At 69.9% G+C, this 25,203-nt stretch carries 22 protein-coding genes; 7 read left to right on the top strand and 15 right to left on the bottom strand.

The window, feature by feature from the left end; all coding sequences use genetic code 11:
• Window positions 1–25: 25 nt before the first annotated feature.
• Together FB559_RS32050 and FB559_RS32045 are read right to left on the bottom strand one after the other, a co-directional pair.
• A complete protein-coding gene (locus FB559_RS32050) occupies window positions 26–1,687 on the bottom strand; it encodes a tannase/feruloyl esterase family alpha/beta hydrolase (protein ID WP_141960595.1) in 1,662 nt (553 codons plus the stop codon).
• 450 nt (window positions 1,688–2,137) lie between these two features.
• Window positions 2,138–2,794, bottom strand: a complete 657-nt coding sequence (locus FB559_RS32045; protein WP_221640276.1) for a hypothetical protein — start codon at window positions 2,792–2,794, stop codon at window positions 2,138–2,140.
• A 219-nt stretch (window positions 2,795–3,013) separates the two neighbouring features.
• On the opposite strand from FB559_RS32045, the gene FB559_RS32040 reads away from it, so the two are divergent.
• Entirely contained in the window at window positions 3,014–4,510 is a 1,497-nt protein-coding gene (locus FB559_RS32040) for an APC family permease (RefSeq protein ID WP_221640275.1), read from the top strand.
• 34 nt (window positions 4,511–4,544) lie between these two features.
• Here FB559_RS32040 and FB559_RS32035 read toward each other — a convergent pair whose 3' ends face one another.
• Entirely contained in the window at window positions 4,545–6,104 is a 1,560-nt protein-coding gene (locus FB559_RS32035) for a phytoene desaturase family protein (protein WP_141960591.1), read from the bottom strand.
• A 57-nt stretch (window positions 6,105–6,161) separates the two neighbouring features.
• Window positions 6,162–6,785, bottom strand: a complete 624-nt coding sequence (locus FB559_RS32030; RefSeq protein ID WP_141960589.1) for a TetR/AcrR family transcriptional regulator — start codon at window positions 6,783–6,785, stop codon at window positions 6,162–6,164.
• 63 nt (window positions 6,786–6,848) lie between these two features.
• Here FB559_RS32030 and FB559_RS32025 point away from each other — a divergent pair, with 63 nt between their 5' ends.
• On the top strand, window positions 6,849–7,337 hold the full coding sequence (locus FB559_RS32025; protein WP_141960587.1) for a DUF2834 domain-containing protein: 489 nt from the start codon (window positions 6,849–6,851) through the stop codon (window positions 7,335–7,337).
• A gap of 45 nt (window positions 7,338–7,382) precedes the next feature.
• On the opposite strand, the gene FB559_RS32020 is transcribed toward FB559_RS32025, so the two are convergent.
• Window positions 7,383–10,217: a helix-turn-helix transcriptional regulator gene (locus tag FB559_RS32020; RefSeq protein WP_185792500.1), complete on the bottom strand. Its 2,835-nt coding sequence runs from the start codon at window positions 10,215–10,217 to the stop codon at window positions 7,383–7,385.
• A 438-nt stretch (window positions 10,218–10,655) separates the two neighbouring features.
• Between FB559_RS32020 and FB559_RS32015 the strand changes: the two genes are divergently transcribed.
• Window positions 10,656–11,834, top strand: a complete 1,179-nt coding sequence (locus FB559_RS32015) for a histidine kinase dimerization/phospho-acceptor domain-containing protein (RefSeq protein ID WP_185792499.1) — start codon at window positions 10,656–10,658, stop codon at window positions 11,832–11,834.
• Window positions 11,835–11,947: 113 nt separating this feature from the next.
• Here the strand turns inward: FB559_RS32015 and FB559_RS32010 are convergent, their stop codons facing one another.
• From FB559_RS32010 to FB559_RS32000, 3 genes are all read right to left on the bottom strand, one after another.
• Window positions 11,948–12,613, bottom strand: a complete 666-nt coding sequence (locus FB559_RS32010) for a hypothetical protein (protein ID WP_141960580.1) — start codon at window positions 12,611–12,613, stop codon at window positions 11,948–11,950.
• 115 nt (window positions 12,614–12,728) lie between these two features.
• Complete coding sequence (locus tag FB559_RS44930; protein ID WP_281286342.1) at window positions 12,729–13,157, bottom strand: tryptophan 7-halogenase; 429 nt, start codon at window positions 13,155–13,157, stop codon at window positions 12,729–12,731.
• A gap of 67 nt (window positions 13,158–13,224) precedes the next feature.
• Window positions 13,225–14,205, bottom strand: coding sequence for an acetylxylan esterase (locus tag FB559_RS32000; protein WP_141960578.1), 981 nt, complete (start codon window positions 14,203–14,205; stop codon window positions 13,225–13,227).
• Window positions 14,206–14,347: 142 nt separating this feature from the next.
• Between FB559_RS32000 and FB559_RS31995 the strand changes: the two genes are divergently transcribed.
• The 4 genes from FB559_RS31995 (at window position 14,348) to FB559_RS31980 (ending at window position 17,842) form a co-directional block, all read left to right on the top strand.
• Window positions 14,348–15,667, top strand: coding sequence for a Gfo/Idh/MocA family protein (locus FB559_RS31995; protein WP_141960576.1), 1,320 nt, complete (start codon window positions 14,348–14,350; stop codon window positions 15,665–15,667).
• Between the two features lie 17 nt (window positions 15,668–15,684).
• Window positions 15,685–16,647 (top strand): LacI family DNA-binding transcriptional regulator, encoded by a 963-nt coding sequence (locus FB559_RS31990; RefSeq protein ID WP_185792498.1) that lies wholly within the window; start codon window positions 15,685–15,687, stop codon window positions 16,645–16,647.
• Window positions 16,648–16,659: 12 nt separating this feature from the next.
• The gene (locus FB559_RS31985) at window positions 16,660–17,475 is read left to right on the top strand and encodes a phytanoyl-CoA dioxygenase family protein (RefSeq protein ID WP_141960572.1); all 816 of its coding nucleotides are present in this window, start codon (window positions 16,660–16,662) and stop codon (window positions 17,473–17,475) included.
• A 70-nt stretch (window positions 17,476–17,545) separates the two neighbouring features.
• The gene (locus FB559_RS31980) at window positions 17,546–17,842 is read left to right on the top strand and encodes a hypothetical protein (RefSeq protein WP_141960570.1); all 297 of its coding nucleotides are present in this window, start codon (window positions 17,546–17,548) and stop codon (window positions 17,840–17,842) included.
• Between the two features lie 81 nt (window positions 17,843–17,923).
• Here FB559_RS31980 and FB559_RS31975 read toward each other — a convergent pair whose 3' ends face one another.
• The 7 genes from FB559_RS31975 to FB559_RS31945 are packed head-to-tail and all read right to left on the bottom strand — an operon-like array spanning window position 17,924 to window position 25,200.
• Window positions 17,924–18,691 (bottom strand): phytanoyl-CoA dioxygenase family protein, encoded by a 768-nt coding sequence (locus FB559_RS31975; protein ID WP_141960568.1) that lies wholly within the window; start codon window positions 18,689–18,691, stop codon window positions 17,924–17,926.
• Window positions 18,684–20,663: an MGH1-like glycoside hydrolase domain-containing protein gene (locus FB559_RS31970; RefSeq protein WP_141960566.1), complete on the bottom strand. Its 1,980-nt coding sequence runs from the start codon at window positions 20,661–20,663 to the stop codon at window positions 18,684–18,686. Before FB559_RS31970 ends, FB559_RS31975 begins: the two co-directional genes overlap by 8 nt.
• The gene (locus tag FB559_RS31965) at window positions 20,660–20,839 is read right to left on the bottom strand and encodes a hypothetical protein (protein ID WP_141960564.1); all 180 of its coding nucleotides are present in this window, start codon (window positions 20,837–20,839) and stop codon (window positions 20,660–20,662) included. The genes FB559_RS31970 and FB559_RS31965 overlap by 4 nt, the downstream gene beginning before the upstream one ends.
• The gene (locus FB559_RS31960) at window positions 20,836–21,807 is read right to left on the bottom strand and encodes a Gfo/Idh/MocA family protein (protein WP_221640273.1); all 972 of its coding nucleotides are present in this window, start codon (window positions 21,805–21,807) and stop codon (window positions 20,836–20,838) included. Before FB559_RS31960 ends, FB559_RS31965 begins: the two co-directional genes overlap by 4 nt.
• Window positions 21,808–21,819: 12 nt before the next feature.
• Entirely contained in the window at window positions 21,820–22,707 is an 888-nt protein-coding gene (locus FB559_RS31955; protein WP_141960562.1) for a carbohydrate ABC transporter permease, read from the bottom strand.
• Window positions 22,708–22,720: 13 nt separating this feature from the next.
• Window positions 22,721–23,728, bottom strand: a complete 1,008-nt coding sequence (locus FB559_RS31950; RefSeq protein ID WP_221640272.1) for a carbohydrate ABC transporter permease — start codon at window positions 23,726–23,728, stop codon at window positions 22,721–22,723.
• 8 nt (window positions 23,729–23,736) lie between these two features.
• A complete protein-coding gene (locus FB559_RS31945; RefSeq protein ID WP_141960560.1) occupies window positions 23,737–25,200 on the bottom strand; it encodes an ABC transporter substrate-binding protein in 1,464 nt (487 codons plus the stop codon).
• Window positions 25,201–25,203 lie beyond the last annotated feature (3 nt).

Genomic DNA, 25,203 nt, shown 5'->3' with positions numbered 1-25,203 from the left:
GCCCGCAGGCCGCTTGCCGGTGCCGTCAACGCGAGCACACGAAGCTCTGGGCGCTGTCGGGGTCACCGGAGTGGTACTTCGGCCAGCGCGGGTACTCACAGAGCGGCCGTGTTCTGCCGTGGCTGCCGTCGGTGACCACCGGATCGACCGGCGCACGTCCGCCCTCGACCCAGTGTTCGAGCGCGGACAGCGAGTCCCAGTTGGCGGCGAACGCGGGGGTGCCGAAGTTGGCGTGGTTCGCGCCGGGCACGAGGTAGTAGCGCATGAAGTCACGGGTCCGCCCGGCACCCACCGTGGCTCGCACCCGCCGGTAGTAGTCGTTCGTCGAGCGGTGGGAGACCAGCTCGTCCGCGGCCCCGTGGAGCAGGAGCAGCTTCCCGCCGGAGCGCGCGAAGGGACGAAGGTCGGCGTCGTTGCGATCCTGGATCGTCGACAGGTAGCTGATGCGGGGAAGCCATTTGCCGGGTCGCCGAGGGTCGACACTGAGCGACTTGTAAGCGGGATCCCGCGTCAGGAAGTACTTCACCCACTGGTCCCAGTACTGGAACCCGTATCCACTCGTCGTCGGCATCGGGTTGGCGGGCGCGGTCGTGCCGAAGCCGAGATAGGGGGTTCTCATGTCGGCACCCGAGAGGAAGGGAAAGCCGGGGTACTCCCGCTCGCCACTGGCGATCCGGTACGGCCAGCGGAACGGCGTGGACGCGGCGATCACCGAGGTGATCTGCGCGTCCGACAGGCACGTCGGCCCGGTGTCGGCGCCACGGGGGCAGCGCAGCCTGTGCGGATCGAAGGTGCAGCCATCGGCGTTCGAGACGACGCCGTCCTTCAGACCGTCCCGGCCGTCACACGCCTTGATGACGCTGTTGTAGAGAAGCGTCTGCTTGTCGGGCCCGGGGAACGCGCCGGGACGGGACATCACCTGCGCGAGGTATCCGAGATCGAGGCCTTCGGCCGTGTTGTTCCAGGCAGGGTAGGCGGCGATGACGCCGTCGAAGGCGTCGGGCCACCGTTGCGCGACGACGAGGGCCTCGCGACCGCCGGTCGAGCCTCCCGCGAAGTACGTACGGCCGGGGCCTGCGCCGTAGCCATGGCGGATGAGGAAGACGGCGGCATCGTGGGTCTTTTTGAGCGCGTCGCCTGCAGAGAAGTTCCGCAGTGCCTCGTCGTTCACGCCGAAGGACCCGTCCAGGGACCCGGCGGGACCCGCCTGGTGCCCGGAGTCACTGGCGAACGTGGCATATCCGCGGGCCAGGGGCGCCGGTTGGCCGGACGGGCCGAACGGCACGTTCTGCGTGAGGTCGGGGATCGTGCCGTTGTACCCGCCGCCGCCGAACATCATCGCCTTGTGATTCCAGTCGACCGGCATGCCGACGCTCAGCTTGATGTCCGGCGCGGACGGGTCGACGGGGGAGAGTGCCGCGTCGGCCTCGCAGTACTCGACGGTCACGCCACTGACGACCTTGGTCATAAGAGAGGCCGACTGGACCCGGCCACCTCGGGTCGGCAGGCTGATCACCGACGCCGGGATCTCCTGTCCCGTCAGCTCCGCACATGTCGGCACTGCGCCCGCCGCGGCGGTGGCGGGGGCGGACCCGAGGGCCACTGCCGCGCCCGCCGACGCGATGACGAGCGCCAGCCCGGTACGGATCGAGCGGAATGTTCCACAACTTCGCGGCGATGGGCTCATGGCGGATCTCCTCAGGGCACGCTGTGCCGCAAGATCGCTCCGCGGCGGCACCGAGTGCCACTGTGCCACGCGTCACAAACGCCCGCAAGGGTCCGTGCTTTCATCGTCCACGATGGGCGGCCCGGCCGGCACATTGCGAGCGCGTGCGACGCGTTCGCCATCAGCCGCTCATCTGCTGGAAGACCCTGATTTCCCCTCGGCGACGGCCGGGGATCTCCAGCGCGCTCGACGCGGGTCGGCGACCCCGGCCGCCCCGGCCGGGAGTGTCCGACTCTTGCCCGCACAAGTGATGCGTGCCACAGTGAGCGGCACCTGGTGGCCCTGAGGGGTGCGAACATGGCACTGCGTGCCACGAGGAATCGGTGCCTGCCGGCGTGCCGCCGGCGCATTACTCCCGGACCCCCGTTAGGCACCTACCGCTCGTCCGGATGAACGTTTTCGGTCAGCACACTAGACGGCGTCCGGGAGCGGGAGGACAAAGCGGAATCTGCCATTTCCGTGGCCCTCGAGGCCCGGGTTGTGCCAGACCAAGTCCGTCGCGCAGCCGGAAGAGTCCAGGCGAGCAGCGGTCAACCTCACGATGATGGACGGATGTCCTGACCTTACGGCCGCGTTCGCGAGCTTGCGCTCTTGGCCTTCGCGCAGGGTCCCTGATGCCAGGAGGTCGCCATCGACATAGATACGCCAGTCGACTCTCGCGGCCGGGCAGCCGTACCTTACGGTCAACTCGCCGGCCAGAGATTCGACCTTGGATGATTTGTCGACATCCAAAGTCGCACCAACGGTCGCCCCGGGGCCCAGCTTCCACTTGTCGTACAGACCGCCACCCTGCGTTTCGATGCGCGGAGGGTCACCCTCCCGATACGTCAGCGGGTAGTCCGCGAGCGACCGCCACGACAAGAAGGCGAAGAGGACCGACACGAGGGCGACGAACAGAGCACAGCCAACGAACATGCTGTTGTCCGTCATGGCGACGAACAGGAATATGAAAACAATTACTAATATCGCCAGGAGCGGGCCGTTCACATAGACGACGTCGGACGCTACTGACGATTCGGCCACGGAACCGTAGGAAGAAATCATGTCAGCCGCTTCGCCGGTCGTCACATCGTGTCGCATTCCCGATGACATCAGTATCGCATCTTCGGTCCCAGGCCAATGCGATCTCATGTCCCAGCCGCACCGGTCTTCGGTCGCGGAGGCATGGCGACCCGCCCGGCGCGCCCGGCGCACCCGCGTGCGAAACGCGTGATCCCTCTGTTGTCGGGTGGCAGGTCCGGTGACATGATCGGCGCAGTTCTCCACCCTTCAGTCTCGGAGGCGGCGGTGGCCGTTAACGGAACAGCAGCGGCAGGGCACGGGCTCAGGCGGGACGCGGTCGGGCTGCGCGAGGTCTTGTTCCAGAGCATGACGGACATGGCGCCGGGTGCGGCCATTGCCGCGTCGATCCCGGCAGGCGTCGCGTTCGCCGGTGGCGCCCTTCCGCTGGCGGTTCTGTTCGCCCTTGTCGCGTCATTGTTCACGGCTTGGTCGGTCAGCCAGCTCGCCGGCGAGATACCGGCCGCGGGATCCCTTGCGACGTACGTCGCCCGCGGCATCCATCCCGCCGCCGGGTTCCTGGTCGCGTGGGCCTACGTCATGGTCGGGTGGCTGGTCGCGCCGTTGGTGCTGCTGCAGCTCGGGTTCACGACGGCCGCCACGCTCAACACCGAGTTCGGCTGGCCGGCCGACCTCTGGTGGCCATGGTCGGTCCTCGGGATACTGATCGTGTCCGCGGTGGGTTTTTTCGGTGTCCGCGCCTCCGCCCGGATGGGCACGATCCTCGGCATCTTCGAGATCGCCGTGTTCGCCATCATGGCGGTGCTCCTGGTGATCCACGCGGGCGAGCACAACACCCTGTCGGTGTTCACGACGAAGTACACCCCGGACGGCCAGTACCACGGCCTGTCCGGCGTCATCGCCGGTTCCGTCTTCACCACACTGGCGTTCCTCGGGTTCGAAAGCGCGGCGCCACTCGCCGAGGAGGCGCGCAACCCGCGGCGGACCGTGCAGCTCGCGGTGCTGCTGTCCACATTGATCATCGGCGCCCTGTACGTGTTCACCACCTACGCGATCGACGTGGCGTTCGGGCCGGCCGGCTTCTCGAGGTTCACCACCGGTACCGGAAGCGCGTCCTGGCAGGGCGTGGCCCGCGACCTGTACGGCCTGTTCTGGGTGCTGGTCTTCTTCGCGATCATCAATTCGACCCTGGCCAACTCCAACGCCGGCGTGAACGTCGCCAGCCGCACCTCGTTCGCCATGGGCCGGATCCACGCGTTCCCGCCGCAGTTCGCCCGGGTCGGCGAGCGGCACCGATCACCGGTGATCGCGATCGCCACGGGTAGCGTCATCAGCCTCGCGGTGATGCTCGGGCTCGGCTTCGGCTACGACCCCACGACGGCGTTCGGCATGATCGGCACTGCGCTCGTCATCCTGCTCGTGGCCATCTATCTGGTCGTGAACGTGGCCTGCATCGGCTACTTCGCCCGCAGGGGCCGCGGATTCAACCCGATCTCGCATCTGCTGGTGCCACTCATCGGCATCGCGGCCTTCCTCCCCGCCTGGCTCGCCGGGGCGGGCATCAAGACCCCGGGCCTCAGCTTCATCACGCCGCTGACCTCACCACTTTCCTACATGGGACCTGCCGCGGCGATCTGGATGATCCTCGGCGTCCTCTACCTCGGGTACCTCTACCTGCGCCACCCGCAACGGGTCGTCGACGTCGGCCTGGTCCACCTCGATGCCGAGCCGGTGGACGGACCCGCCGACGCGAAGCGGTCATGAGCCACCTCGGGCGCCGGGGGATCTCATCAACGCGTCAGCCGTCGGCGAGTGCCGCGTGTGCGGCGTTGTAACCGGGGATGAACGTGATGCCGGGGCCGCCGTGGCAACCGGCGCTGCCCAGGAAGAGTCCCTCGATGCCGAGCGGCTGGCCCGCGTAGCCGTTCGGCCCGGGACGGCCCGGTCCCATCTGCTCGGGATGGACCAGGCCATGGCAGTAGTCGCCCCCCGGCGCCGCGAACATGGTGCCCATGTGGCGCGGGGTGAACGTCGTGTGTTTGGTGATGAGGCCCGCGAAGCCGGGTGCGAGCCGGGTGATCTTGTCGATGACGCGCTGCCCCATCTCGGCTTTCAGCCGCGCGTGGTCGGCCTGACCGGTCTCGACCGGCAGCCACAGGGAGAACGCCGACGCGGCGTGCTTGCCCGGTGGCGCGAGGTCGGGGTCGTGCGCCGACGGGATCTGGAACGCGATCGCCGGGTCGGCCGGCACGATCCCGCGACGGCACTCCTCCCACTGTCGCTGGAGTTCCTCCGGGGTACTGAACAGGCCGATGGCCGCCTGCATCGCCGGGTCGTTCAGCAGTTCGTACGGTGCCGCGAACTCCGGCACGCCGTCCAGCGCGAAGTGCATCTGCAGGTAACTGCCGCGGTGGTCGACATGGGAGAACCGCTCGCGTACGTCGGCGGGGACGGCGCCGGTGGGGACCAGGCGGGTGAGCGTCAGGTCGGGGGCGACGCAGGAGACGACGATCGGGGCGTCGAGGGTGGATCCGTCCTCGGTCCGTACGCCCGCCACGCGTCCGCCGGCCACGCGGATCCCCTTCACCTCGGTGCGCAGCCGCAGCTCTCCCCCGGCCGAGGTGAACCGGTCCCGCAGATGCGTGGTGAGCGCGCCGATGCCGCCTCGCGGTTTCTTCATCAGCGCGGCGTCCTCGTCGGGGACGGCCAGGCCGAAGGCCAGCGCCATGGCACTGCCCGGTGTCGCCGGTCCGCGGTAGGTGGTGTTGACCGCGAGGAACGCGAGCATCCCGCGTAGCGCGCCGTGCTTGTCCTTGTCGGGGAGGTGGCGGTCGAGTACGTCGGTGACGGATCCGAACAGCAGGTCGGTGATGCTGGACCGCTCGAACTCATTCGTCGCGCAGGCGTACATCTCATCCAGCGTCTTCGGCGGCCGCCCGGCGTCGAAGCGGCCCAGCGCCCTGGCCGGCGCCTGGCTCCAGGCCATCAGGCTCGCCATGCCGTTGACCGCCTCAGCGCCATGCACCTCGGTGAGGTGGGTCATCAGCCGCATCAGGTCGGTGTAGTAGACGACCGGGTCGTCGCCGACGCCTCGCATCGACACCGACATGACGTCCAGGTCGATGGTGGGCACCGAGTCCAGGCCGAGCTCGCGGCTCACCACCGCCGAGGTCGGGAACTGCAGCGAGCCGGCGATCTCGAACTTGTAACCCTCGAACAGCTCCACGGTGGACGCCATTCCGCCGGCGTACCGCTTCGACTCCAGACAGATGGTGCTCAGGCCCGCCCGCTGCAGCAGGGCGGCCGCGGCCAGCCCGTTGTGTCCCGCGCCGATCACGATCGCGTCGCAGCCCCGCATGGCGCCGCCTCCCGTTCCGCTGGCTTGTCGGCAGGCTGACATGGGCGGCATGTTTCGTCAATAGTGACGAAACATGCCGTCGATCATCCCGTGCTCGATCGAGGCGAGCGCGGCGTGGCAGAGCTGGGCCAGCTCGGACAGGGAGCGTTCGTCGCGCAGCATCCAGACCTCCATCGCGCCGAAGACGGCGGCGGCGATGCACCGCGCCGTCACCGTGACGGCGAGTCGTTCGGCGAGCGGCGTGCCGCCGGCCGCAGCCGTCCGGCGACCGAGCCGCTCGGCGACGGCCTCGGCGAAATCCGACTCCACCTGACGGATGTGGTGGACGATTCGTCCGGGGTCGAGCGCCTCGGCACGCAGGGCGGCGATCTGCGTGACCGTCTCCACGTCGTACGGGAAGGCGAAGATGGCCGCCCGTACCGACTCGATGATGGGCTCGCCGTCCGGACGCGCGGCCAGGGCGGCACGGAACCAGTGCAGGCCGGCGTCGTAGTCGGCGAACAGCAGGTCGTGCTTGGAAGTGAAGTGACGGTAGAAGGTCCGCAATGACACCCCGGCATCCGCGGCGACCTGCTCGGCCGAGGTGCCCTCGACGCCCTGGGCCAGGAACCTGACCAGGGCGGCGCGCCGTAGCGCCTCCCGCGTACGTTCGCTGCGTACCGTCCGCGGCGACCTGTCCATGCACCAGAACTTATCTGTTTCGACAATATTGACAAAACTCGGCGCCGAGGTGACGCTGACGAGATGCTGTCGCTCATCGCCCACGCCGCTTTGGGCGTGGCGGTCGTCTGGTTCCTCGTCGCCTCCAACCGGCCGATCTTCCGCCGCCCGGCGACAGGCTCGTTGTTCTCGCCGCTGGAATGCGTCTACTACGCCGTCGGCATCGCGTCTGTCGCGCTGGGCTGGTACTTCAACATCCGCTTCGTGAGGGAGTACGCCGACGGAAACGCCAACCCGATCTGGGGCGACGGCAGCTGGGCGCAGTACATCAAGCTGATGTACGTCAACCCGGCCGCGAGCTCCGCCGGCCAGGACTACACGATCGGCAACGTGATCCTGCTGCCGCTGATGACGATCATCGACGGCCGCAGGCGCGGCATCCGCCGCCCGTGGCTGTACTTCGTCTCCAGCCTGTTCACCAGTTTCGCGTTCGCCTGGGCCTTCTACCTGGCCACCACCGAACGACAGCGCCGCCTGACGGGATCGCCCTCGCACGCTCATGACGAGACCTGAGCACCGCCGCCGGGTCCGGCAGCGTGCGGGATCTCCTCCCCCAGGTCAGCCGCGGGCGTCGCCGTCCGCCGACGCGCGCTCGGCGACGATGCTGGCGAGTTCGACGCGTGAGCCGATGTCGAGTTTCCGGAAGACCTGGCGGAGGTGGTACTTCACGGTGTGCGGGGAGAGGAACATCTGGGCACCGGCCTGTTTGTTCGTCAGTCCCTGGGCGACGAGTGTGGCGACGCTGCGTTCGGTGTCGGTGAGGCTGTCCCAGCCGGCCTCGGGCCGGCTGGATTGGGCCCAGTGGCGGCGTCGGACGCCGAACCGCCGCAGTCTGGCACGGACCCGGGCCGCGTCGCGGAGCGCGCCCATCTGTTCGTAGCCCTCGAGCGCCTGGTCCAGGCCGTGGATGGCGGCCTCGTGGTCGGGTTCGCCGGAGGTGCCGGCGAGAAGGACGCCCAGGTCCTCGGCGGCTGACGCGCGTGCCCACGGGTCGCGGAATCCGGCCATGGCCTGGCCGAGTGCCGCCGCGTCCTTGTGGAGGATTCCGCGGGCGTGTGCCGCCGCGCGGGTGAGCATGGGGAAGTCGGGGTTGTCGTGGGCCAGTCGCTCGATCGTGCTGACGATCGTTCTCGCCTGCGGACGATCTCCTGCGGCCAGCGCGGTCCGGGTGGCCCATGCGGCGAGATTCGACTCCACGACAAGGTGCCAGCGCCACATCCGGATGTCGGGGCAGTTGGCACGGAGTACACGCATTGCCTCCTTCGGGCCGCCCTGGGCCTCGGCGACCACTGCCGTCCCCCAGGCCACCCAGGCAGGGGGGAACGCCATGCCCTGGGTCGCATGGACGTGGTAGCGCTCGATGTAATGGACCGCCGCGGGCAGGTCTCCGCGGAGTAGCGACACGACGGCGAGGACGATGACTCCGATGAGGATGAACGAATGTGTGCCCAGCTCGTCGGCGATCTCCAACCCCGCCTTCGCCTCGGCCGCGGCGTCGTTGAGCCGGCCGGTGACCAGTCGCAGGTAGGCGCGTACGAATGCGGCGCCGGCCGCCTGCACCGTGTGGCCCATCGCGCCGATCTCCTCGTCGACGGCTTGCAGGACGTCTTCGGACTCCTTGAACTGCCGTACGTTCACCAGGCAGATCGCCAGGCTCAGCCGCGGTGCGACGCTGTGCGCGCCGAGCGACCCTCCGGCCGCGATCCGCGCCGCCTCACGGATGTGAGCGAGCCCGTCGGCGACACGCCCCTCGGCCCAGGCGACGTTCCTGAGCAGCACGTGCGCCCCGGCCAGGGCACTGGCGCCGCGATGATCGCGGGCGGCCAGGATGGCCTCCGCCCGCTCCCTGCCACGCCAGATGTCCTGCCGCACGATGAGCACCACGAACCAGGTCAGCTGGGCCGCGTCGCGAAGGTCATCGGACAGATCCGGCTGGTCGAGCATGCTTTCGACCTCGACCAGCGCCTCCTCCGGCCGGCCGTTGAACAGCAGGTTGAGTGCCAGCTGGTGCCGCAGGTGGGGGGCCTGACCGGGCGGCGCATGACCAAGCCCGGCACGCGCGAGCTCGGCGGACTCCGACAGCTGTCCGGTGGCCGTCAGAGCATCGACCGCGGTCACCGTACGGTCGAATCGGGCCGGGTCGGAGACATCGGTGAGGTCGAGGGCACGCATCGCGAGGTCCGCCGCGGTCCGCGGTGAGGACGGCAACACCTCGCGCGCCGCCCGGTCGAGCCCGGCGAGCACCCGCTCGTCGCCCGGCCGGGCGTGCACCATGAAGTGCGCGGCCGCGTGGACCGCCGAGCCGCCATGTTTCAACAGCACCTCCCCGGCCTGGAGATGCAACCATCGGCGTACAGGTGGGGAGAGGCTGTCCGTCACCGCCTGCCACAACATGTGGTGCCGGAAGGCCAGTTTGTCGTCGGAGGACACCACGATCTGCGTCGCCAGGGCCTCCTCGAGCGCCGTCAGCAGCTGGCCGGCCGGTTCTTCCAGCAACTCGGCCAGGTCGTCCACCGAGAAGGAGTGGCCGAGCACCGCGGCCGCCTGGAGCAGCCGCCGGGCCTGCGGCGACAGCCGGTCCAGGCTGCTTCGCGCGAACACCTGAACTCGTCGCGGCAGCCGGGGCAGCCGCTCCGAGACAAGCCGCGCATGCCCGTCGGCCAACTCGACGGCCGCCTCGTCGCGGAGCCCGCCCAGCAACTCGACGAGCAGGAACGGGTTGCCCCCCGCCACGGCGGCCTGTGCGAGCAGGCCGGTCTCGGGTACCCCGCCGAGCACGTCTTCGGCGAGCTCGCTGATCGCATCGTTGCCCAGCGGCTCCAGGACCACCCGGCTGCCGCCTTCCTGTTGCAACACGTCATAGAGCCGGTTCAGGTCCGCGTTGTCGTCGCTCGTGCGTGCCAGCATCCACACGACCGGATACGAGGCCAGATCGGGTACCAGCGATCGCAGCGCCAGCAGGGTCAAGGGGTCCGCCCACTGCAGGTCGTCCAGCGTGACCAGCATCGCGCCGCGTACCAGGCGTTCCTCCAGCCGAGTCCGCAACTGGTCCACCAACCACATCCGCAGGTCACTGACGTTCGACGGCGTCACTCCTGCGGGCAGTCCCCACATGCGGGCGGACTCGCCGAGCGCCGACATCAGCGGCGCCAGCGGATCCAGGCGGCGTAGTTCGTCGGCTCTGCCACGGGCGATCATGAATCCGTGTTCGGCGGCGGCGTCGATCGCCTCGGCCAGCAGCCGGCTCTTGCCCATCCCCGATGGGCCCTCGATCAGGAGTACGCCGCCCCGGCCCGCCTCGGCCGCCCTCAGCAGCCTTGTGACAAGGCGCCACTCACCCGCGCGGCCGCGATACCCGGGCCACGAGAGCTCCTTGAGACCTGCGCCGCCCACGCGGGGTGAGGCTACGCCCCCCATGGGGTCAGGAAACACCCGCGAGCGCCATCCCGCAATGGTTCAGCCCATCAATGAAACCGCTGTGACGTGGGTAAACGCATCGGCGGTGTCGGCACAGGCGATCACCCCGTCCCGGCACGAGAACATCGAACTGCCCGGATGGGCGATACGCCAAGATCGCCCCTTCGACGACCGTGTTCGGTGTCGCCGCCTGCGGCCCAGGCCGGGAGCGAACCCGACGCTCTGGATGGTTCGGTCGCGCCAGGTTGAGAGCGATGTACCGACAGATGAGGAAGAGGATCTGACATGAGCAGGACTCTCGACGGATACCAGCGCGTGGACCCTGGGCGTCCCGGCGTCTCTTCCTCGTGGCCGGTGAACCGGCCTCACAAGCGTCGCGATGAGTCGCGGAGGCCGAACGCGGAGCCGCGAACGGTGTGCGAGGAACCATCCGAGAACGCGACGGGTTCGGCGTCGCAGTGCATCTCGGAGACCCTGGCCGAGATGTCGCACGAGCTCCTCACCCCGCTGACCTCGATGCTCATCTACGCCCGGCTACTGGCCGACAACCCCAGCACGAGGCTCTCCGACGAAGAGGTGGGTTTTGCCACCGCCATCCAACGTGCCGGCTCCGATCTCCTTCATCGAATCAACGGCATCCTCGACACGGCGTGGCTGGAAGCGTTCTCGGCACGCAGGGAAGCAGATCTCTCCGCCGAGCTGGCCCGTCTGATGCTGAGCGGACCCGATCTGGAAGCGTCCCTCGCGGCCACCGCACTGCACCTGCGACAGGCGCTGGGCCTGCCCTGGGCGTCGCTCCAGCTGGGCGAGGTCGCCGCCGACGAACGGCATGAGGCGTTCTCGCTGCACGACGAGAGGACGCCGGCCACGCTCCTGGTCCCCACCGGGCTGCCCAGAGCGACATCGCGGCGCCTGCGCGCGCGGGTGCTGCCCTGGCTGGAGGTACTCGTGCGGACCGCGCAGGAGAGAGAACGCTCCGCGCAGGCCCTCAAGACCGCCCGCGCCCGCATCATCGAGATCGCCGACCGGACCCGCCACCAGATCGACCGTAACCTGCATGACGGGGCCCAGCAGCGCCTCATCTCGATCGGGCTCGAGCTGGTGGACATCGAGGCCATCGCACCCCTCACCCTGAAGCCACGCCTCGCCCGAACGGCCACCGCCTTGGCCGACGCCATGACGGAGCTACGTGACATCTCTCGCGGACTCCGTCCCCCCGCCCTCACCAAGCACGGCATCCGGCCCGCGCTCGCCGCGCTCGCATGCCGTTGCCCGATCACCGTCGACCTCGACCTGTCCTACCGCCGGCTGCCGGCGCAGATCGAGCTGGCCGTCTACTACATCGCCTGTGAGGCCCTGGCCAACGCCGCCAGGCATGCCCACGCCTCCAAAGTGCATGTCGAGCTCACCAGCGGCTCCACCATCCGCCTCGTCATAGGCGATGACGGGGTCGGAGGCGCCGATCCATCCCGCGGATCGGGGCTCATCGGTCTCGTCCACCGTGTCGAGGCACTCGACGGAACCCTGGAGATCGTCAGCCCGGCGGGAGGCGGAACAGAGCTCCTCGCCGAGTTCCCGGCCTGCTGCGACTGAATACGGGGAGACCACGCTCAGGAGTCTGTTCCACGAAAGACATCTGCGAATGCCCGCCTGAACGCCGCTGGGCGTTCCCGGGCCGGCCCGAGAACGCCCAGCTCGAAATCAGGTCAGCGATCGTCGCGCGAGTGGCGCGCCGGGCCGTCGTGGCGCGGCCGTCCGGCTACCCGGTACCAGACCGCGCGGTGCGGGCGGTTCCAGCCCTGGTGGTACCGCACCCCGTGAGGACGGTTCCCGCCGGTGGCGTACGGCGGGAAGACCGTGAGGATCTCGCTCGCCTGGCGGGCCTCGCTCGGTACGCACTGCGCCGTGATGGTCCCGGTGGTGGCGGTGTTCGCGCTGATCGTGATGCTGTTGACGCTCAGCAGGTCCGTTCCGCGCCGGGTCGGTGCCCAGTCGCCGATGAGGTCACCGGAGAGGGGCTGCCGTGCCGGTACGACTCCCCCCGAGCCCGACACCCGGAACGACGAGCTCTCGGCGCCGCGTACACCGATCGACGCGGAGGCGTTCCAGGAGTCGATGGGGACCGGGGAGTTCAGGGTCAGTCGTGCGATGTGCAACCGGAAGGCGGCCGTCCCGTTGACTGCCGCCTGGCCCGGCGAGGTCAGCCAGCCGTCGAGGATGGCGGCTCTCGGTCCCAGCAGCGGAAGGGCGCACGTGTAGGCCGTGGAGAAGCCGGAGGCGCGCGCGGGTGTGTGGGCCACGGCGACGCCGAGGCCGCCGAGTGCGGCGACCGTGGCGGCGGCCACGGCACGTTTGCCGAACGACGAGATCATCTGAGCTCCTTAGGAGTGCCGCATCACATCTCGACGTCACCACTAGTGCGCGGCCGGGAGGCGGCATGACCGGGCCCCTTTGCCGGGCCTGGTGACGATCACTACCGGCCGGTGATCAAAATGCCGATCTTCGGCACCGGCCCCTGTCGCTCCGGGGATGCGGCCGCGGGCGAATGATCACGAGGCCGGGCGCCGGCTCAGTGCATCCGGGCCAGGTACTCGTAGTGACCGGGCAACCGCTTGACCAGTTCCTGAGCCTCGTCCTTGATCGCCTGGACTCCTTGGCGGCACGTGTGCCGTCCATCAGGCTGAAGAAGATGCCGGTGGATTCGAGCGGTTCGACGAACCCGCCGGCCAGCCCGATCGCCACACAGTCGCCGACCCAGGAGTTGCGGCTGCGCCCGATGCGCATGCGAATGTGGTTGGCCTCCAGGTCCGCCGCCCGCGGCCCGGCGAACTCGCGCAGGGTGCGCTCGGCCTCCTCCGGGGTCGTGTAGTCGCCGGCGTACACGTATCCGGTCCCGACCCTGCCGTACAACGAGATGGTCCAGATCCATCATTCGGCATTGCCCCGCCGTTGGGCCACGCCGCCCCTTGTGGGGTACTGCCGCCTATACGCCGCCCACGCCCTTCAGCCACCTCAGCTGCACGGAGCGGTGTTCCGCCGAGCCGCCCTCGTGGCCGTTCCACGGGTAGATCTCGATGGACTTCTCCGGGTGCGCCCAGTGGTTGTAGGAGGCGAAGACCGTCGAGGGCGGGCAGGTCTGGTCCATCAGGGCCACCGAGTAGAGCGCCGGGCACGCGGCGCGGGCCGCGAAGTGCTGGCCGTCGAAGTAGGACAGGGTGCGGAAGACCTGTTCGTCCGCGTTCCGCTGCGTCTTCAGGAAACGGACGATCTCCTGGTACGGGTCGTCGTTCGTGATCTCCAGCGCGCGACGGAAATGCGTCAGGAACGGCACGTCCACCAGCGCCGCCGCCACGTCGCCGCGCAGCCCGGCCACCGCCGTGGTGATGCCGCCGCCCTGGCTGCCGCCGCTGACGTAGACCCGGCCGGGGTCCACGGCGGGGTGACTCTTCGCGGCGTCCACCGCCCGGACGGCGTCGGTGAAGACCCGGCGGTAGTAGTAGTGCTCCGGGGCGAGGATGCCGCGGGTCATGAAGCCCGGGCTCTGCGGGTGCACGCCGCCGTCGGGGTCCGCGGTGGCGCCGGCGTTGTTGCCGCTGGTCGCGCCCTGGCCCCGGGTGTCCACGACGAAGACCGCGCGGCCCGAGGCGGGCCAGACCAGATGGTCGTGCGGAGTGCCGCGGCCACCGCCGTAGCCGATGTAGTGCATGACGCAGGGCACCGGACCCGCCGCGTGCTTCGGCACGATGAACCAGCCGGATATGCGGTGCCCGCCCCAACCGGCGAAAGAGGCGTCGTACACCTCGACCTCGGTCAGCGCCGCGTCGTACGGACGGAACTCCGCCGCCAGGTCGTGGCCCGCGGCCTGGTCCAGGGTGCTCCTCCAGAAGGCGTCGAAGTCCGCGGGCTCGGCGCGCTCGGGGCGGTATGCACGCATCTCGGCGAGGGGCATGTCGAACAGGGCCATGCGGGGCTCCCAGGGTGGTGTGAGCAAGCGCTACCAAATCTATGCACTGACGGCAATGATCGTCCACCGTAATGTCCAGGACAGGTCAGTTGTTTGCAACTCTGCAAGCGCGTGCAATGCTTGCAGAAATGGGAGGTGAGCGATGACCGTCAACGCACGTGCCGCCATCGTCGGTACCGGAAGTCGCGCAGAGCTGTTCACCGAAGGGCTCGCCCGCCGCGAGCATGTCGAGATCGCCGCTCTCTGCGACCCCAACCCGGTGCGCATGGCGCACCACAACCGGCTGCTGGCCGCGGCGGGCCGGCCGCAGGCCGCCACCTACACCCCGGACGGCTTCGCGGAGCTCCTCCGTGCCGAACGCGTCGACACCGTCGTCGTCGCCACCGTCGACGCGCTGCACGACGCGTACATCGTCCCGGCGCTGCGGGCGGGCTGCCGGGTCGTGACCGAGAAGCCGATGACCACCGACGCGCAGCGCTGCAACCGCATTCTGGACGCCGTCGCCGAGGCCGACGGCGACCTGTCGGTGGCCTTCAACTACCGCTTCAACCCCGTGCACGAACTGGTCCGCAGGGAGCTGCGTCGCGGCGCGATCGGCGACGTCCTGTCCGTGCACTTCGAGTGGCTGCTGGACGTACGCCACGGCGCGGACTACTTCCGCCGCTGGCACCGGGAGAGGGACAACAGCGGCGGCCTGATGGTGCACAAGGCGGGCCACCACTTCGACCTTGTCCACTGGTGGCTGGGCGCACGCCCGGAGCGGGTCTTCGGCCTGGGCCGGCTCGGCTTCTACGGCCGTGAGAACGGCGAGCGCACCGGCTACCGCCGCGGCTACGACCGCGCCCACGGCTCGTCCGCCGCGGCGGACGACCCCTTCGCCCTGCACCTGGAGGACAACGAGGGACTGCGCGCCCTGTATCTGGACGCCGAGAAGGAGGACGGCTACCACCGCGACCGCAACGTCTTCGGCGACGGCATCACGATCGAGGACGACATGGCGGTCCTGGTGCGCTACAACACGGGCGCTTCCATGTCGTACCACCTGACGGCCTACTCCCCCTGGGAGGGCTACCGGGTGATGTTCAACGGCACCGGCGGCCGCCTGGAGCTGGAGGTCGAGGAGAGCCTGTGGCAACGGCCGCGTGCGAAGCTCACCTCTGCCAAGGGTGCCGTCCACGGCGACACCGCGCTGGAGAACGCCGGCGGGGCGCGCGTCCTCGTACGGCCGCTGTGGCAGCCGCCGCGCGAGGTGGAGATCCCGGAGTTCGACCACGCCGGGCACGGCGGCGGGGACGCCCGGATGCTGCGGGCGCTCTTCGACGGCGAGATGGGCGAGGACGGCAGTGCGCCGACCGCCACGGCGGTCGACGGCGCGCTCGCGCTGGCGACGGGGCTCGCCGCCAACACCGCCTTCGCCCACGGTGAACCGGTGGACATCGACGACGTGGTACGCATGAAGTGAATGCCACCATGGCCGACGTGGCACGCGAGGCGGGGGTGTCCGCATCCACCGTCTCGCGTGTCTTCAACCTGCCGGAGACCGTACGAGCCGACACCCGGCAGCGGGTGCTCGCGGTCGCCCGGCGGCTGGACTTCACACCCAACCGGGCGGCGAGCTCGCTCGCCCGCGGCCGCACGCGGACGCTGGGCCTGCTGGTGCCGGACGTGGTCAACCCGTATTACGCGGAGATCATCAAGGCCGTACAGCACCGGGCGCGCGCCAAGGACCACGCGCTCTTCCTGGCCGACACCGGCGACGACCCGGCCGACGGCTTCGAGCTCGCGCAGGCCATGGCCGACCAGACCGACGGCCTGCTGCTCGCCGGCCCGCGGATGACCGACGACATGCTTCGTGAGCTGGCGCAGGCCGGCCCGGCGGCGCTGATCGGCGCCCGGCTGCCGGAGGCCGACAGCGCCTACGCGGAGCTCACGACCGGCATGCGGCACGCGGTCCGCCACCTGGCGGCGCTCGGCCACACCCGGATCGTGTACGTCAACGGCACCCGCACCGCACGTACGGCCGGGCACCGGCGGCCGGTGCAGGAGGCCTGCGACGAGCACGGGGTGGAGCTCGTCGAGCAGCTGGGCCCGTTCGACCTCACCTTCGACAACGGTGTGGCGGCCGCGGATCTGGTCCCCACCAGCGGCGCGACCGCGGTCATCGCGCACAACGAGATGGTGGCGCACGGCGTCGCCTGCGGCCTGGCCCGGCAGGGGCGCTCGGTGCCACGGGACTTCAGCCTGGTGACGGTCGACGACACGTTCATGGCGCGCACGATCCACCCGGCGCTCACGGCGCTGCACATCCCCCTCGACGTGATGGGCGCCCGTGGGGTCGACCTGCTGCTGCGGCGGATCGCCGACCCGGACGGCGAGACCCGGCACGCCGCACTGCCGACGAGCCTGGTCGTACGCGGCTCGACGGCACGGCTCTCACCCTGAGGAGACCTTGACATGACCAAGCCCGCGATCGACGAGACCCTGCTTCCGGGGCCCGAGGACATCGCCTTCTACCGCCGGCACGGCTGGTGGATCTCCCCGGTGTTGCTGCCCCCCGAGGTCCTGGACGCCGCGGAGCGCGGCATGGCCCGTTATTACGCGGGCGACCTCGACACCCCCGACGACGGCTGGACCCCGCCTCCCGCCGAGGGCCTGCGCAAGCACGACTACGCCTCCCTGCATGTGCGTGAGCTCGCGCGGCTCGTTGCCCAGCCGCTCCTCGCCGCGACCGCCGCCAGGCTCGCGGGCGCGGACGGCATCCGCCTCTGGCACGACCAGTTGCTGTACAAGCCCGTCGACACCCCGGACACGGCCGCGAACGTGGGCTGGCACACCGACCGCCAGTACTGGCAGCCGTGCACCAGCGAGGAGATGCTGACCGCCTGGGTCGGCTTCCACGACGTGGACGAGACCGGCGGCTCGGTCTCCTTCGTGGACGGCAGCCACCGCTGGGACGTCTCCGGCCTGGATTTCTTCTCCCAGGACCTGGCCGCCCTGGAGGAAGAGATCACCCGCCAGGGACACACCCTGGACATCCGCCACACCCGCATGCGGCGCGGCCAGGTCAGCTTCCACCACTGCCGCACCGTGCACGGCTCGGGCCCCAACCACGGGACCGGACCGCGGCGTTCCCTGGCCATCCACCTGCAGCCCGGCGACAACCGCCACCGCCCCGGCACGGCCGGCCACGGCAACGACCGCCTCGTACGCCTACGGGACGGCGTCCCCGACTACACCGACCCACAGGTCTGTCCTCAACTGTGGCCGTAGGACCTGTTCGGGAAGTATCGGCACTCGCCGACATGGCCCCTTGATCCTCACGCGGCGTGAGGATGCGTCGTTGCCTCATGACTGTTCCTGCGACCTGGAAGGTAGGCCCGCTCGCCGAGGCCGGCGGGCCGACCGTACGGCGCTGCACCTCGGCGGCGAGCTGTCGATCGACCAGGCATCGACGGCCGCGCTGCTCGAAGCGCTGCAGGCGATCGGCGGGACCGGACCGGACAGCGAGCACACCCTGCGCCGCCACCTGAATGCCGGCCAGATCCAGACACTGCGAACGACAGCGCTATCGCCGCCGGTGTGCGGGACGCCTGGCACGACGACCCATCCGCGATGTCCGGGGAGCCTGCCGCTGTGACCGGCCAATGGCGAGAACTGGCCGACTACCTGACCCTGGCCCGCGACAGCCCGGCCTGAGTCGCACGCCCCCAGCCTGCTCCTACTCCCCCGCGGCCTCCGCGTCCGTGAAGCGGTAGTGCCGGGCCGGGTCGAAGATGGGCCATGGCTGGTAGGCGTTCACGCCGGGTGCGCCGCGAAGGTGGAACGCGCTCGGGAAGGGCTGCTCCTCCGCCGTGATGCGGGTCGAGGTCGGGATGTAGCGGATGGTCAGCCCGCACCGCCGCCGGGGCGAGGTGTTCGCGTTGCTGCCGTGCACGATGTTCGGGTGGTGCACCTCGACGTCGCCCGGTGCCAGCACCATGTCGACGGCCGCCGACTCGTCCACGTCGGCCGCGATCTCCTCGCCGAGCACGTTGTCCACCGCCGTGTTGGCGCGCATCGCCTGGATGTCGCCGCGGTGGCTGCCGGGGACCAGGCGTACACAGCCGTTCTCCGGCTCGGAGTGGTCGACGGCCAGCCAGAGCGTGACCACCCGCATCGGCTCCAGCGGCCAGAACGCCGCGTCCTGATGCCAGAGCACCGGCTGCCCGGAGTACGCCGGCTTGCTGATGTAGTGCGAGGCGAACAGCGCGATGTCCGGGCCGATGAAGGTCTCCGCGATGTCCAGCAGCCGGTCGTCCGAGATCAGCCGCAGCCAGAACGGGTCGTCGCGCAGCAGCGTGTGGCCCAGTTGTTCGGGCCGCAGGTCCGGGTGGTGGCGCTGCAGCCAGTCGACGTGGCCGGCCGCCTCCTCCACCAGCTCCCGGTCGATGACCTCGCGGAAGACGGCGTAGCCGTCGCGGTCGAATCGGTCGAGGACGTCACTCATCGGGCTCTCCCAGAATGCGCAGCGGGGCGGGTGCCCCGGAGTGGATGACGCGGCCGTCCACCGACGCCTCGCAGTGGCCGGCCGACAGCTTGAGGTCGATCTCGTGGCCGCGGTAGTGCAGCCCGTGCAGCTCCAGTACGCCGGGGAGCCAGGCGGGAGGCATCACGTCGAGCGCGCCGTCGACCCGCGGCCGTATCCCCGCCAGGCCGAGCAGTACCGCCTCCGCGCCGGTCAGCCCGGCGATCACGTTGGCCCGCCGGCCGCGGGGCGGGGCGGCGGGGCGGTCGCAGTAGTGGTCCTGCGGGAAGTACGGGAAGTGCCCGCCCATCCACAGCACCCGGCGCAGCACGTCCCAGGCGAGCCGCGGCTCGTCCCGTTCCCACAGGGTCAGTGCCAGCTGCGGCGTCTCGCCGGTGTAGGCGCCACCGCCGGACCAGTCCACGTCGCCCAGCTCGTAGTGCAGCGGGTCCTCGGCGGAGACGCTGCTCACGCCGTACGGGCCGAGGAAGGCGCCGTCGCGCAGGTGCGCCAGGAGCGCCGTCGCCATCGACGGCGTGCAGGCACCCGCCCGCAACGCGTCGTAGGCCTGCACGGAGTAGGCGAGCTCGGTGTGCCCGTCGGGGTAGCGGCTGCGGAACCAGCCCGCCTCCGCGTCCCACAGGTCGTGCGCGACGGCCCCCCGTATGCGCTCCGCCTGGGCCCGCAGCGGGGCCGCCGGCACCGGGGCGTCACACTCCTCGGTCAGCTCCGCCAGCAGTTCGAGGCTCCAGGCCCGCTCGGCGTTCGGACTGGCGACGACGTGCTCCCAGCCGGTGGAGCGCATCTCCAGAAGGTTCTCCTGTGCGCCGTAGTCGCGTAGCTCCCCCACGGCCGGGAAGCGCAGCGCGAGCTGTTCCTCCGTCTCGTGCAGCCGCGCCACCAGGTCGGGAGCGATCCCGTCGTGGCAGGCGGCGGCGTGTGCGAGCGTCACCAGCGACCAGCCGCTGTACGCGTACGCGACACCGGTGCCGCTGCCGTCGGGCGCGATGGCGTAGTGGTCCGTCAGGTCGCCCTTGATCATCGCCTCCAGGACGTCCGCGACGCCGCAGCCGAGCAGCAGCGCGAGAGTGTGGGGTGCGTAGCCGCCGGTGTCCCAGGCGTACGCGCACAGCGCTCCGCCGTCGATGCCGGACGTGGCGGGGAACGGGACGGTGGCGAAGGCGGGGTTGTCCCACAGGCACACCAGGCCGCTGGCGAGCGAGCGGCGGTAGTATGCGTCGAGGCCCGGCACGTCCGTGGTCAGCCTCGGTATCCGCTCCAGGGCACCGGCGGTGCGCCGCCCGATCAGGGCGCGGGACTCCCCCGCCCATTCGCCCGGGGAGCCGCCCGGACCGCCGCCGTCGAGGAGTACCGCCAGGTCGAAGGTGGCCTCGTCCCCGGGCTCGATCGCCGCCGACGACGGCTCGTGCACCAGCGACGCCTGGTCCGGTGCCGCCGCGGGCTCCGGCGGCATCCAGCCCCACTGCCCCAGCGGCACCTCCCCGACCGGCCCGGCCGTCAGCTCGGGCAGCAGGCGCAGCGTCAGCGCCCGTCCGGAGCGGTTGCGCACGACGACGCGCAGCGCGTAGCCGGCGCGTCCGTGCAGTGGCGTCAGCTCCGAGCGCACCAGCAGCGACACCAGCCGCCCCTCGTGCCGGCGATGGTACGTGCCGCGCCTCTCGATGCCGTCCAGCCGCCAGGTTCCGCCGGCGGGCAGCAGCCCGGTGCCGTGCATGCCCGGCGCGCCCGTGTCGGTGATGCGGGTGCCGTCCGCTTCGAGTACGACGGCCAGCCGGGCCAGTGGGGCGGCGTACGGCGGGGCATAGCAGGCGCCCACGCCGCACACCGTGCCCGGGGCGAGCGCCGCCGTGGACCAGCCACTGGTGGTCCACAGCGTCTCGGCGACGCCCCGCCGCAGGTCGAAGTCGAAGTCGCCGATCTGGTACCCCGTCACAGCTTGATCTCCTGTTTCTCCCGCGCGGACCGGTAGGCCGCGAGAATGATCTTGAGCACGTCCGTGCCCTCTTCGTGGGTGTGCACCGGCCGCGAGCGGTCCCGTATCCCCCGCACGAAGCCGGCGTAGGTACGGGGGTGGTGATCGGTGCCGATGAGGCCGATGGAGATGGTCAAAGGCGGGTTCCTTCCTCGCGGCTGCCGCGTGTGGCCGCGGCCGTCAGGCGGGTCAGGTCCAGGCCGAGGGCGAGGTTCTCCTCATCACGGGTGCCATCGGCGACATGGCGTACGAACAGGTCGAAGGGTGTGCCGGTGCGCGGCGGTACGGGGAGTTCGCGCCAGGCGCCGGCGGTGCCCAGCAGCAGCTTCGGCTCGGGCGTGCCGTACACCAGGGATCCCCCGGAACCGTGCAGCTCGATGGAGAACGGGGAGGCCGGCGCGGTGAAGGACGCCTCCACCACGCCGAGGGCGCCGTCCGCGCAGCGGAGCACCACGACGGCGTTGTCCTCGACGGCGCGCTCCGTCACATGGCCGAAGGACGCGGTCACGGTCTCGGGCATGCGGCCGAGGAACAGCCGGGCCAGGTACATGGGGTGGCAGCCGAGGTCGACGAGGGCACCGCCCGCGGTGGCCGCCGGGTCGTAGAAGTGCTCGGGGAGCGTGCCCTCGCCGACCGATCCGCCGTGGGACAGCCGGACCCGGACGAGGGTGAGGCGGCCGAGCTCGCCGTCGGCCAGCACCTTGCGGATGGCCGTCGTGTAGCCCTCGTACAGCCGGGGAAGCGCGAGCATCAGCGCGACGCCGGACCTGTCCGCGGCGGCGATGATCTCCGCGCACTCGGCCGGGGTCGGGGCGAGGACCTTCTCGGTGAAGATGTGCTTGCCGGCCGCCGCCGCGGCCGTGATGACCTGGCGGTGCGCGGTCGTCGGGCAGGTGACGACCACGGCGTCGACGTCGTCGCGGGCGAGCAGGCCGCCGAGGTCGGGGTGGAAGCGCGCGCCGAGGTCGCCGGCCCAGGCGCGCCCGCGTACGGCGTCCTCGTCCCAGACGGCGGTGATCTCGGTGCCGGGGTGTTCGGACGCCTGGCGGGCGTAGTCACGGGCGTGCACGTGCCAGAAGCTGAGGATGGCGAGGCGGAGGGGCACGGATGATCCCTTCTAACCTTTGACGGCGCCGGCCAGGCCGTTGACGAAGTAGCGCTGCAGCAGCAGGAAGATCACCACGATCGGTACGAGCGAGATCACCGAGCCGGCGCACAGGAACGTCCAGTCGGTGGAGTTCTGGCCCAGGAACGCGTACATCCCCACCGGCAGAGTGCGCAGTTCGGGCTTGGAGAGGGTGAAGACCAGCGGGATGAAGAAGCTGTTCCAGGCGCTGATGAAGGTGAACAGGCCGACGGTGGCGATCATCGGGCCGGACAGCGGCAGCATCACGCGCCAGAAGATCTGGTGGAAGCCGGCGCCGTCGACCCTGGCCGCGTCCTCGATGTCCCGCTCCATGGTGGAGAAGTAGCCCATGAACAGGAAGGTGGCGAAGACCAGGCCGCTGGCGGACTGCACGATGATCACTGACCACAGGGTGTTGAGCAGGTGCAGTTTCTGCACGATGTCGAAGATCGGGATGATCGTGTAGCCGTGCGGCAGGAAGAGCGTCACCGAGATCAGCCCGATGCACGCCTTGCGCCCGGGGAAGTCCGTACGGGCCAGGACGTAGCCCGCCATGGAGGTGGCGAGCAGGGTCAGGATGACCGCGCCGGCCGCGACCACCGCCGTGTTGACGAAGTAGCTGCCGAAGGAGGCCTCCTTCCAGGCGCTGGTGTAGTTGGAGGCGTGCGCACCGTCCGGGAGCGGGTTGAGGCCCTTGGCGAAGAAGCCGTCGGAGCTCTTGAAGGAGCTGCCCAGCGTCCACAGGAACGGGAACAGCCACACGAGGCCGCCGCCGAGGAGCAGCAGATGGGTCAGGGACCGGCCCGCGGTACGGCGGACCGCCGCGCGGCGGCGCGCGGGCGTACGGCCGCGCGGGGCTCGGGAGACCAGGACTGCCATGTGGCTGCCCCTTTCAGGCGCGCCCGGCGGCGCGGCGCTTGGCGATGGACCGGAAGATGAGCACCTGCAGCACCGAGAAGCTAATGAGCAGCAGGCCGTAGAAGAAGGAGGCCGCGGAGGCCAGGCCGACGTCCGGCTCGGTGGCCTGAGCCTGGTTGCCGCCGAAGGCCAGGTGGTAGATGTAGGTGTTGACCACCTCGGTGCCGAAGTACGGGCCGCCGCCGGTGAGCACCTGCACCAGGTCGAAGATCTGGAACGAGCCGATGAAGGCCAGGATGACGATCATCAGGCCGACGGAGCGCAGCAGCGGTACGGTGATGTGGGTGAACGTGCGGAAACGACCCGCGCCGTCGATCTTCGCCGCCTCGTAGACCTCCTCGGGGATGGTCTGCAGACCGGCGAGGAAGTAGACGAGGTTGTAGCCGAGGGTCTGCCAGACGCCGACGAGGATGATGATCCCCAGCGCGGTCTTCGGGCTGCCGAGCCAGTCGACGGGCTGGCCGATGAGGTGGGCGTCCAGCAGCCAGTTGTTGAAGGTGTCGCCGAAGTTGGAGACCAGGAGCTGGATGACGACGCCGACGACGGCGGGCGAGGTGACCACCGGCAGGAAGAACAGCGTGCGGTAGAAGGCGGAGAAACGCAGCTTCTTGTTGTTGAGCACCAGCGCGAGTACGAGCGCGAGCACGAGTTGTACGGGCACCACGACGATCGCGTACACGAAGGTGTGGCCGACGGCTCGCCAGAAGATCGAGTCGTGCGCGATCTGGCGGAAGTTGCCGAGACCGACGAAGTCCTCGGGCGAGCCGATGCCGTTCCAGCGGTAGAAGGTGTACGCGAGCGAGCCGAAGATCGGATAGACGACGAAGGTCAGCAGGAGCGCCATCAGCGGTACGAGGTAGAGGTAGCTCCACCTCGCGGCCCTGAGCCGGCGCCACAGGCCGGCCTTCCGCGGTGATGCCGGGGGGGCCGCCCCGCGCCCGTCGGCCGGCGGGCGCGGGGTGGTGGTGTCGAGGAGTTGCACGGACGCTCCTACGCCGGCTTGTTCTGGTACGGCTTGGTGGGATCCCAGTCCTGGAACACCCAGTCGGCCAGGCTGACCTTGGCGCCCTTGGCCTGGGCCTTCTTCACACCGTCGGCGAGGGCCTTGTTACGGCGGTCCTCCAGAGCCGTGAGGGCGGCGCCCAGGTCCGAGAGCTGCCCCGTGTACAGGCCGGCGAGCACGTCGGGCAGGTCCGGCTTGACGGCCGGGATGACCACCTTGGACGCCTCGGGATTGCGGATCGCGGGGACGGGCCACGGCAGCGCGTACTTCTGGAAGCTGACGTACGCCTGGAAGGGCGCGGAACTGATCCTGGCGTTCTTGTTCGCCTCCGGGAAGATCGACAGGCCCTGTCCGGCTTCCACCCAACGCTGTCCGGCCGCCGGGCTGTGCAGCCAGTCGAACCACGCCCATGCCTCGTCGGAGACCGTCGAAGGCTGGGAGATCGCCCACACCCGGCCGCCCGGCGGGTAGTAGAAGAACGCCTGCGGCACTCCGGTCGGCGACGGCAGTGTGGTCACGCTGTAGTCGGTGAAGTGGTGCTCCGCCCACGTCGGCTGGTTCCACACGCCGCCGACGATCATGCCGAACCTGCCGCGTTCGAAGAACGCGCGGGCCTGCTCGTCGCCGATGGACATCGAGTGCGGGTAGATGTAGCCCCTCTTCTTCCAGTCCAGGAGCAGCCCGATGAAGTCGGCGTAGTTGCGGTCGGAGCCGAACGTCCACTTGCCGACCCGGTAGTCGGGGCCGTCCGAGCCGTAGCCGGCGGGCGAGCCGGCGCCGCGTACGAACAGCTCCACCCACCACGGCAGCGAGGCGCTCTGCGCGTTGCCGAAGCCGAGGCCGTACGCCTTGCCGCGGCTCTTCTGGGTGATGGCCTCCGCCGCGGCGGTGACGTCGTCCCAGGTCCGGGGGATCTTCACGGAGCCGTCCGGGTTGGTGATCCCCGCCTGCTTGAACAGCTTGTTGTGGATGTACAGCTGCAGCCAGGGGGCCTGGCCGGCGAAGGGGGCGCTGTAGACCTTGTTCTGGGCCATGTTCACGCCGTTGAAGAAGTTCCCCGCGGGGAAGTGGCCGCGCCACTGCGGGGTGGCGTGGCTGTCCAGGGCGCGCAGCCAGCCCATGTTGACCTGTTCGTCGAACTTCGGGTCCGGCGGGATCATCAGCATGTCCGGCGCGTTGCCGCCGCGGAAGGCCAGGTTGATCAGGTCCGGGTACTTGTCGCTGACCTGGACCGTACGCTTGATCTTTATCGTCGGGTTCTTCTTCTGGAAGAGCTCGATCTCGTGCTTCAGCCACGGCTCCTGGGCGACGTACCAGTCCCAGTGGTTGATCGTCTTGGTGCCCGCGGGCACCGGGTCGGAGGACGAGCAACCGGCCAGTGTGGTGATGGCGGTGCCGCCTACGGCGGCGGAAGCGGCGGCGAGAAAGTGGCGTCTGTTTAGTGGGGACATGGG

This window comes from Actinoallomurus bryophytorum, assembly GCF_006716425.1.
Classification (GTDB): domain Bacteria; phylum Actinomycetota; class Actinomycetes; order Streptosporangiales; family Streptosporangiaceae; genus Actinoallomurus; species Actinoallomurus bryophytorum.
The sequence above is the reverse complement of the archived record's forward strand: the minus strand, read 5'-3'. Positions and strand labels throughout refer to the sequence as shown.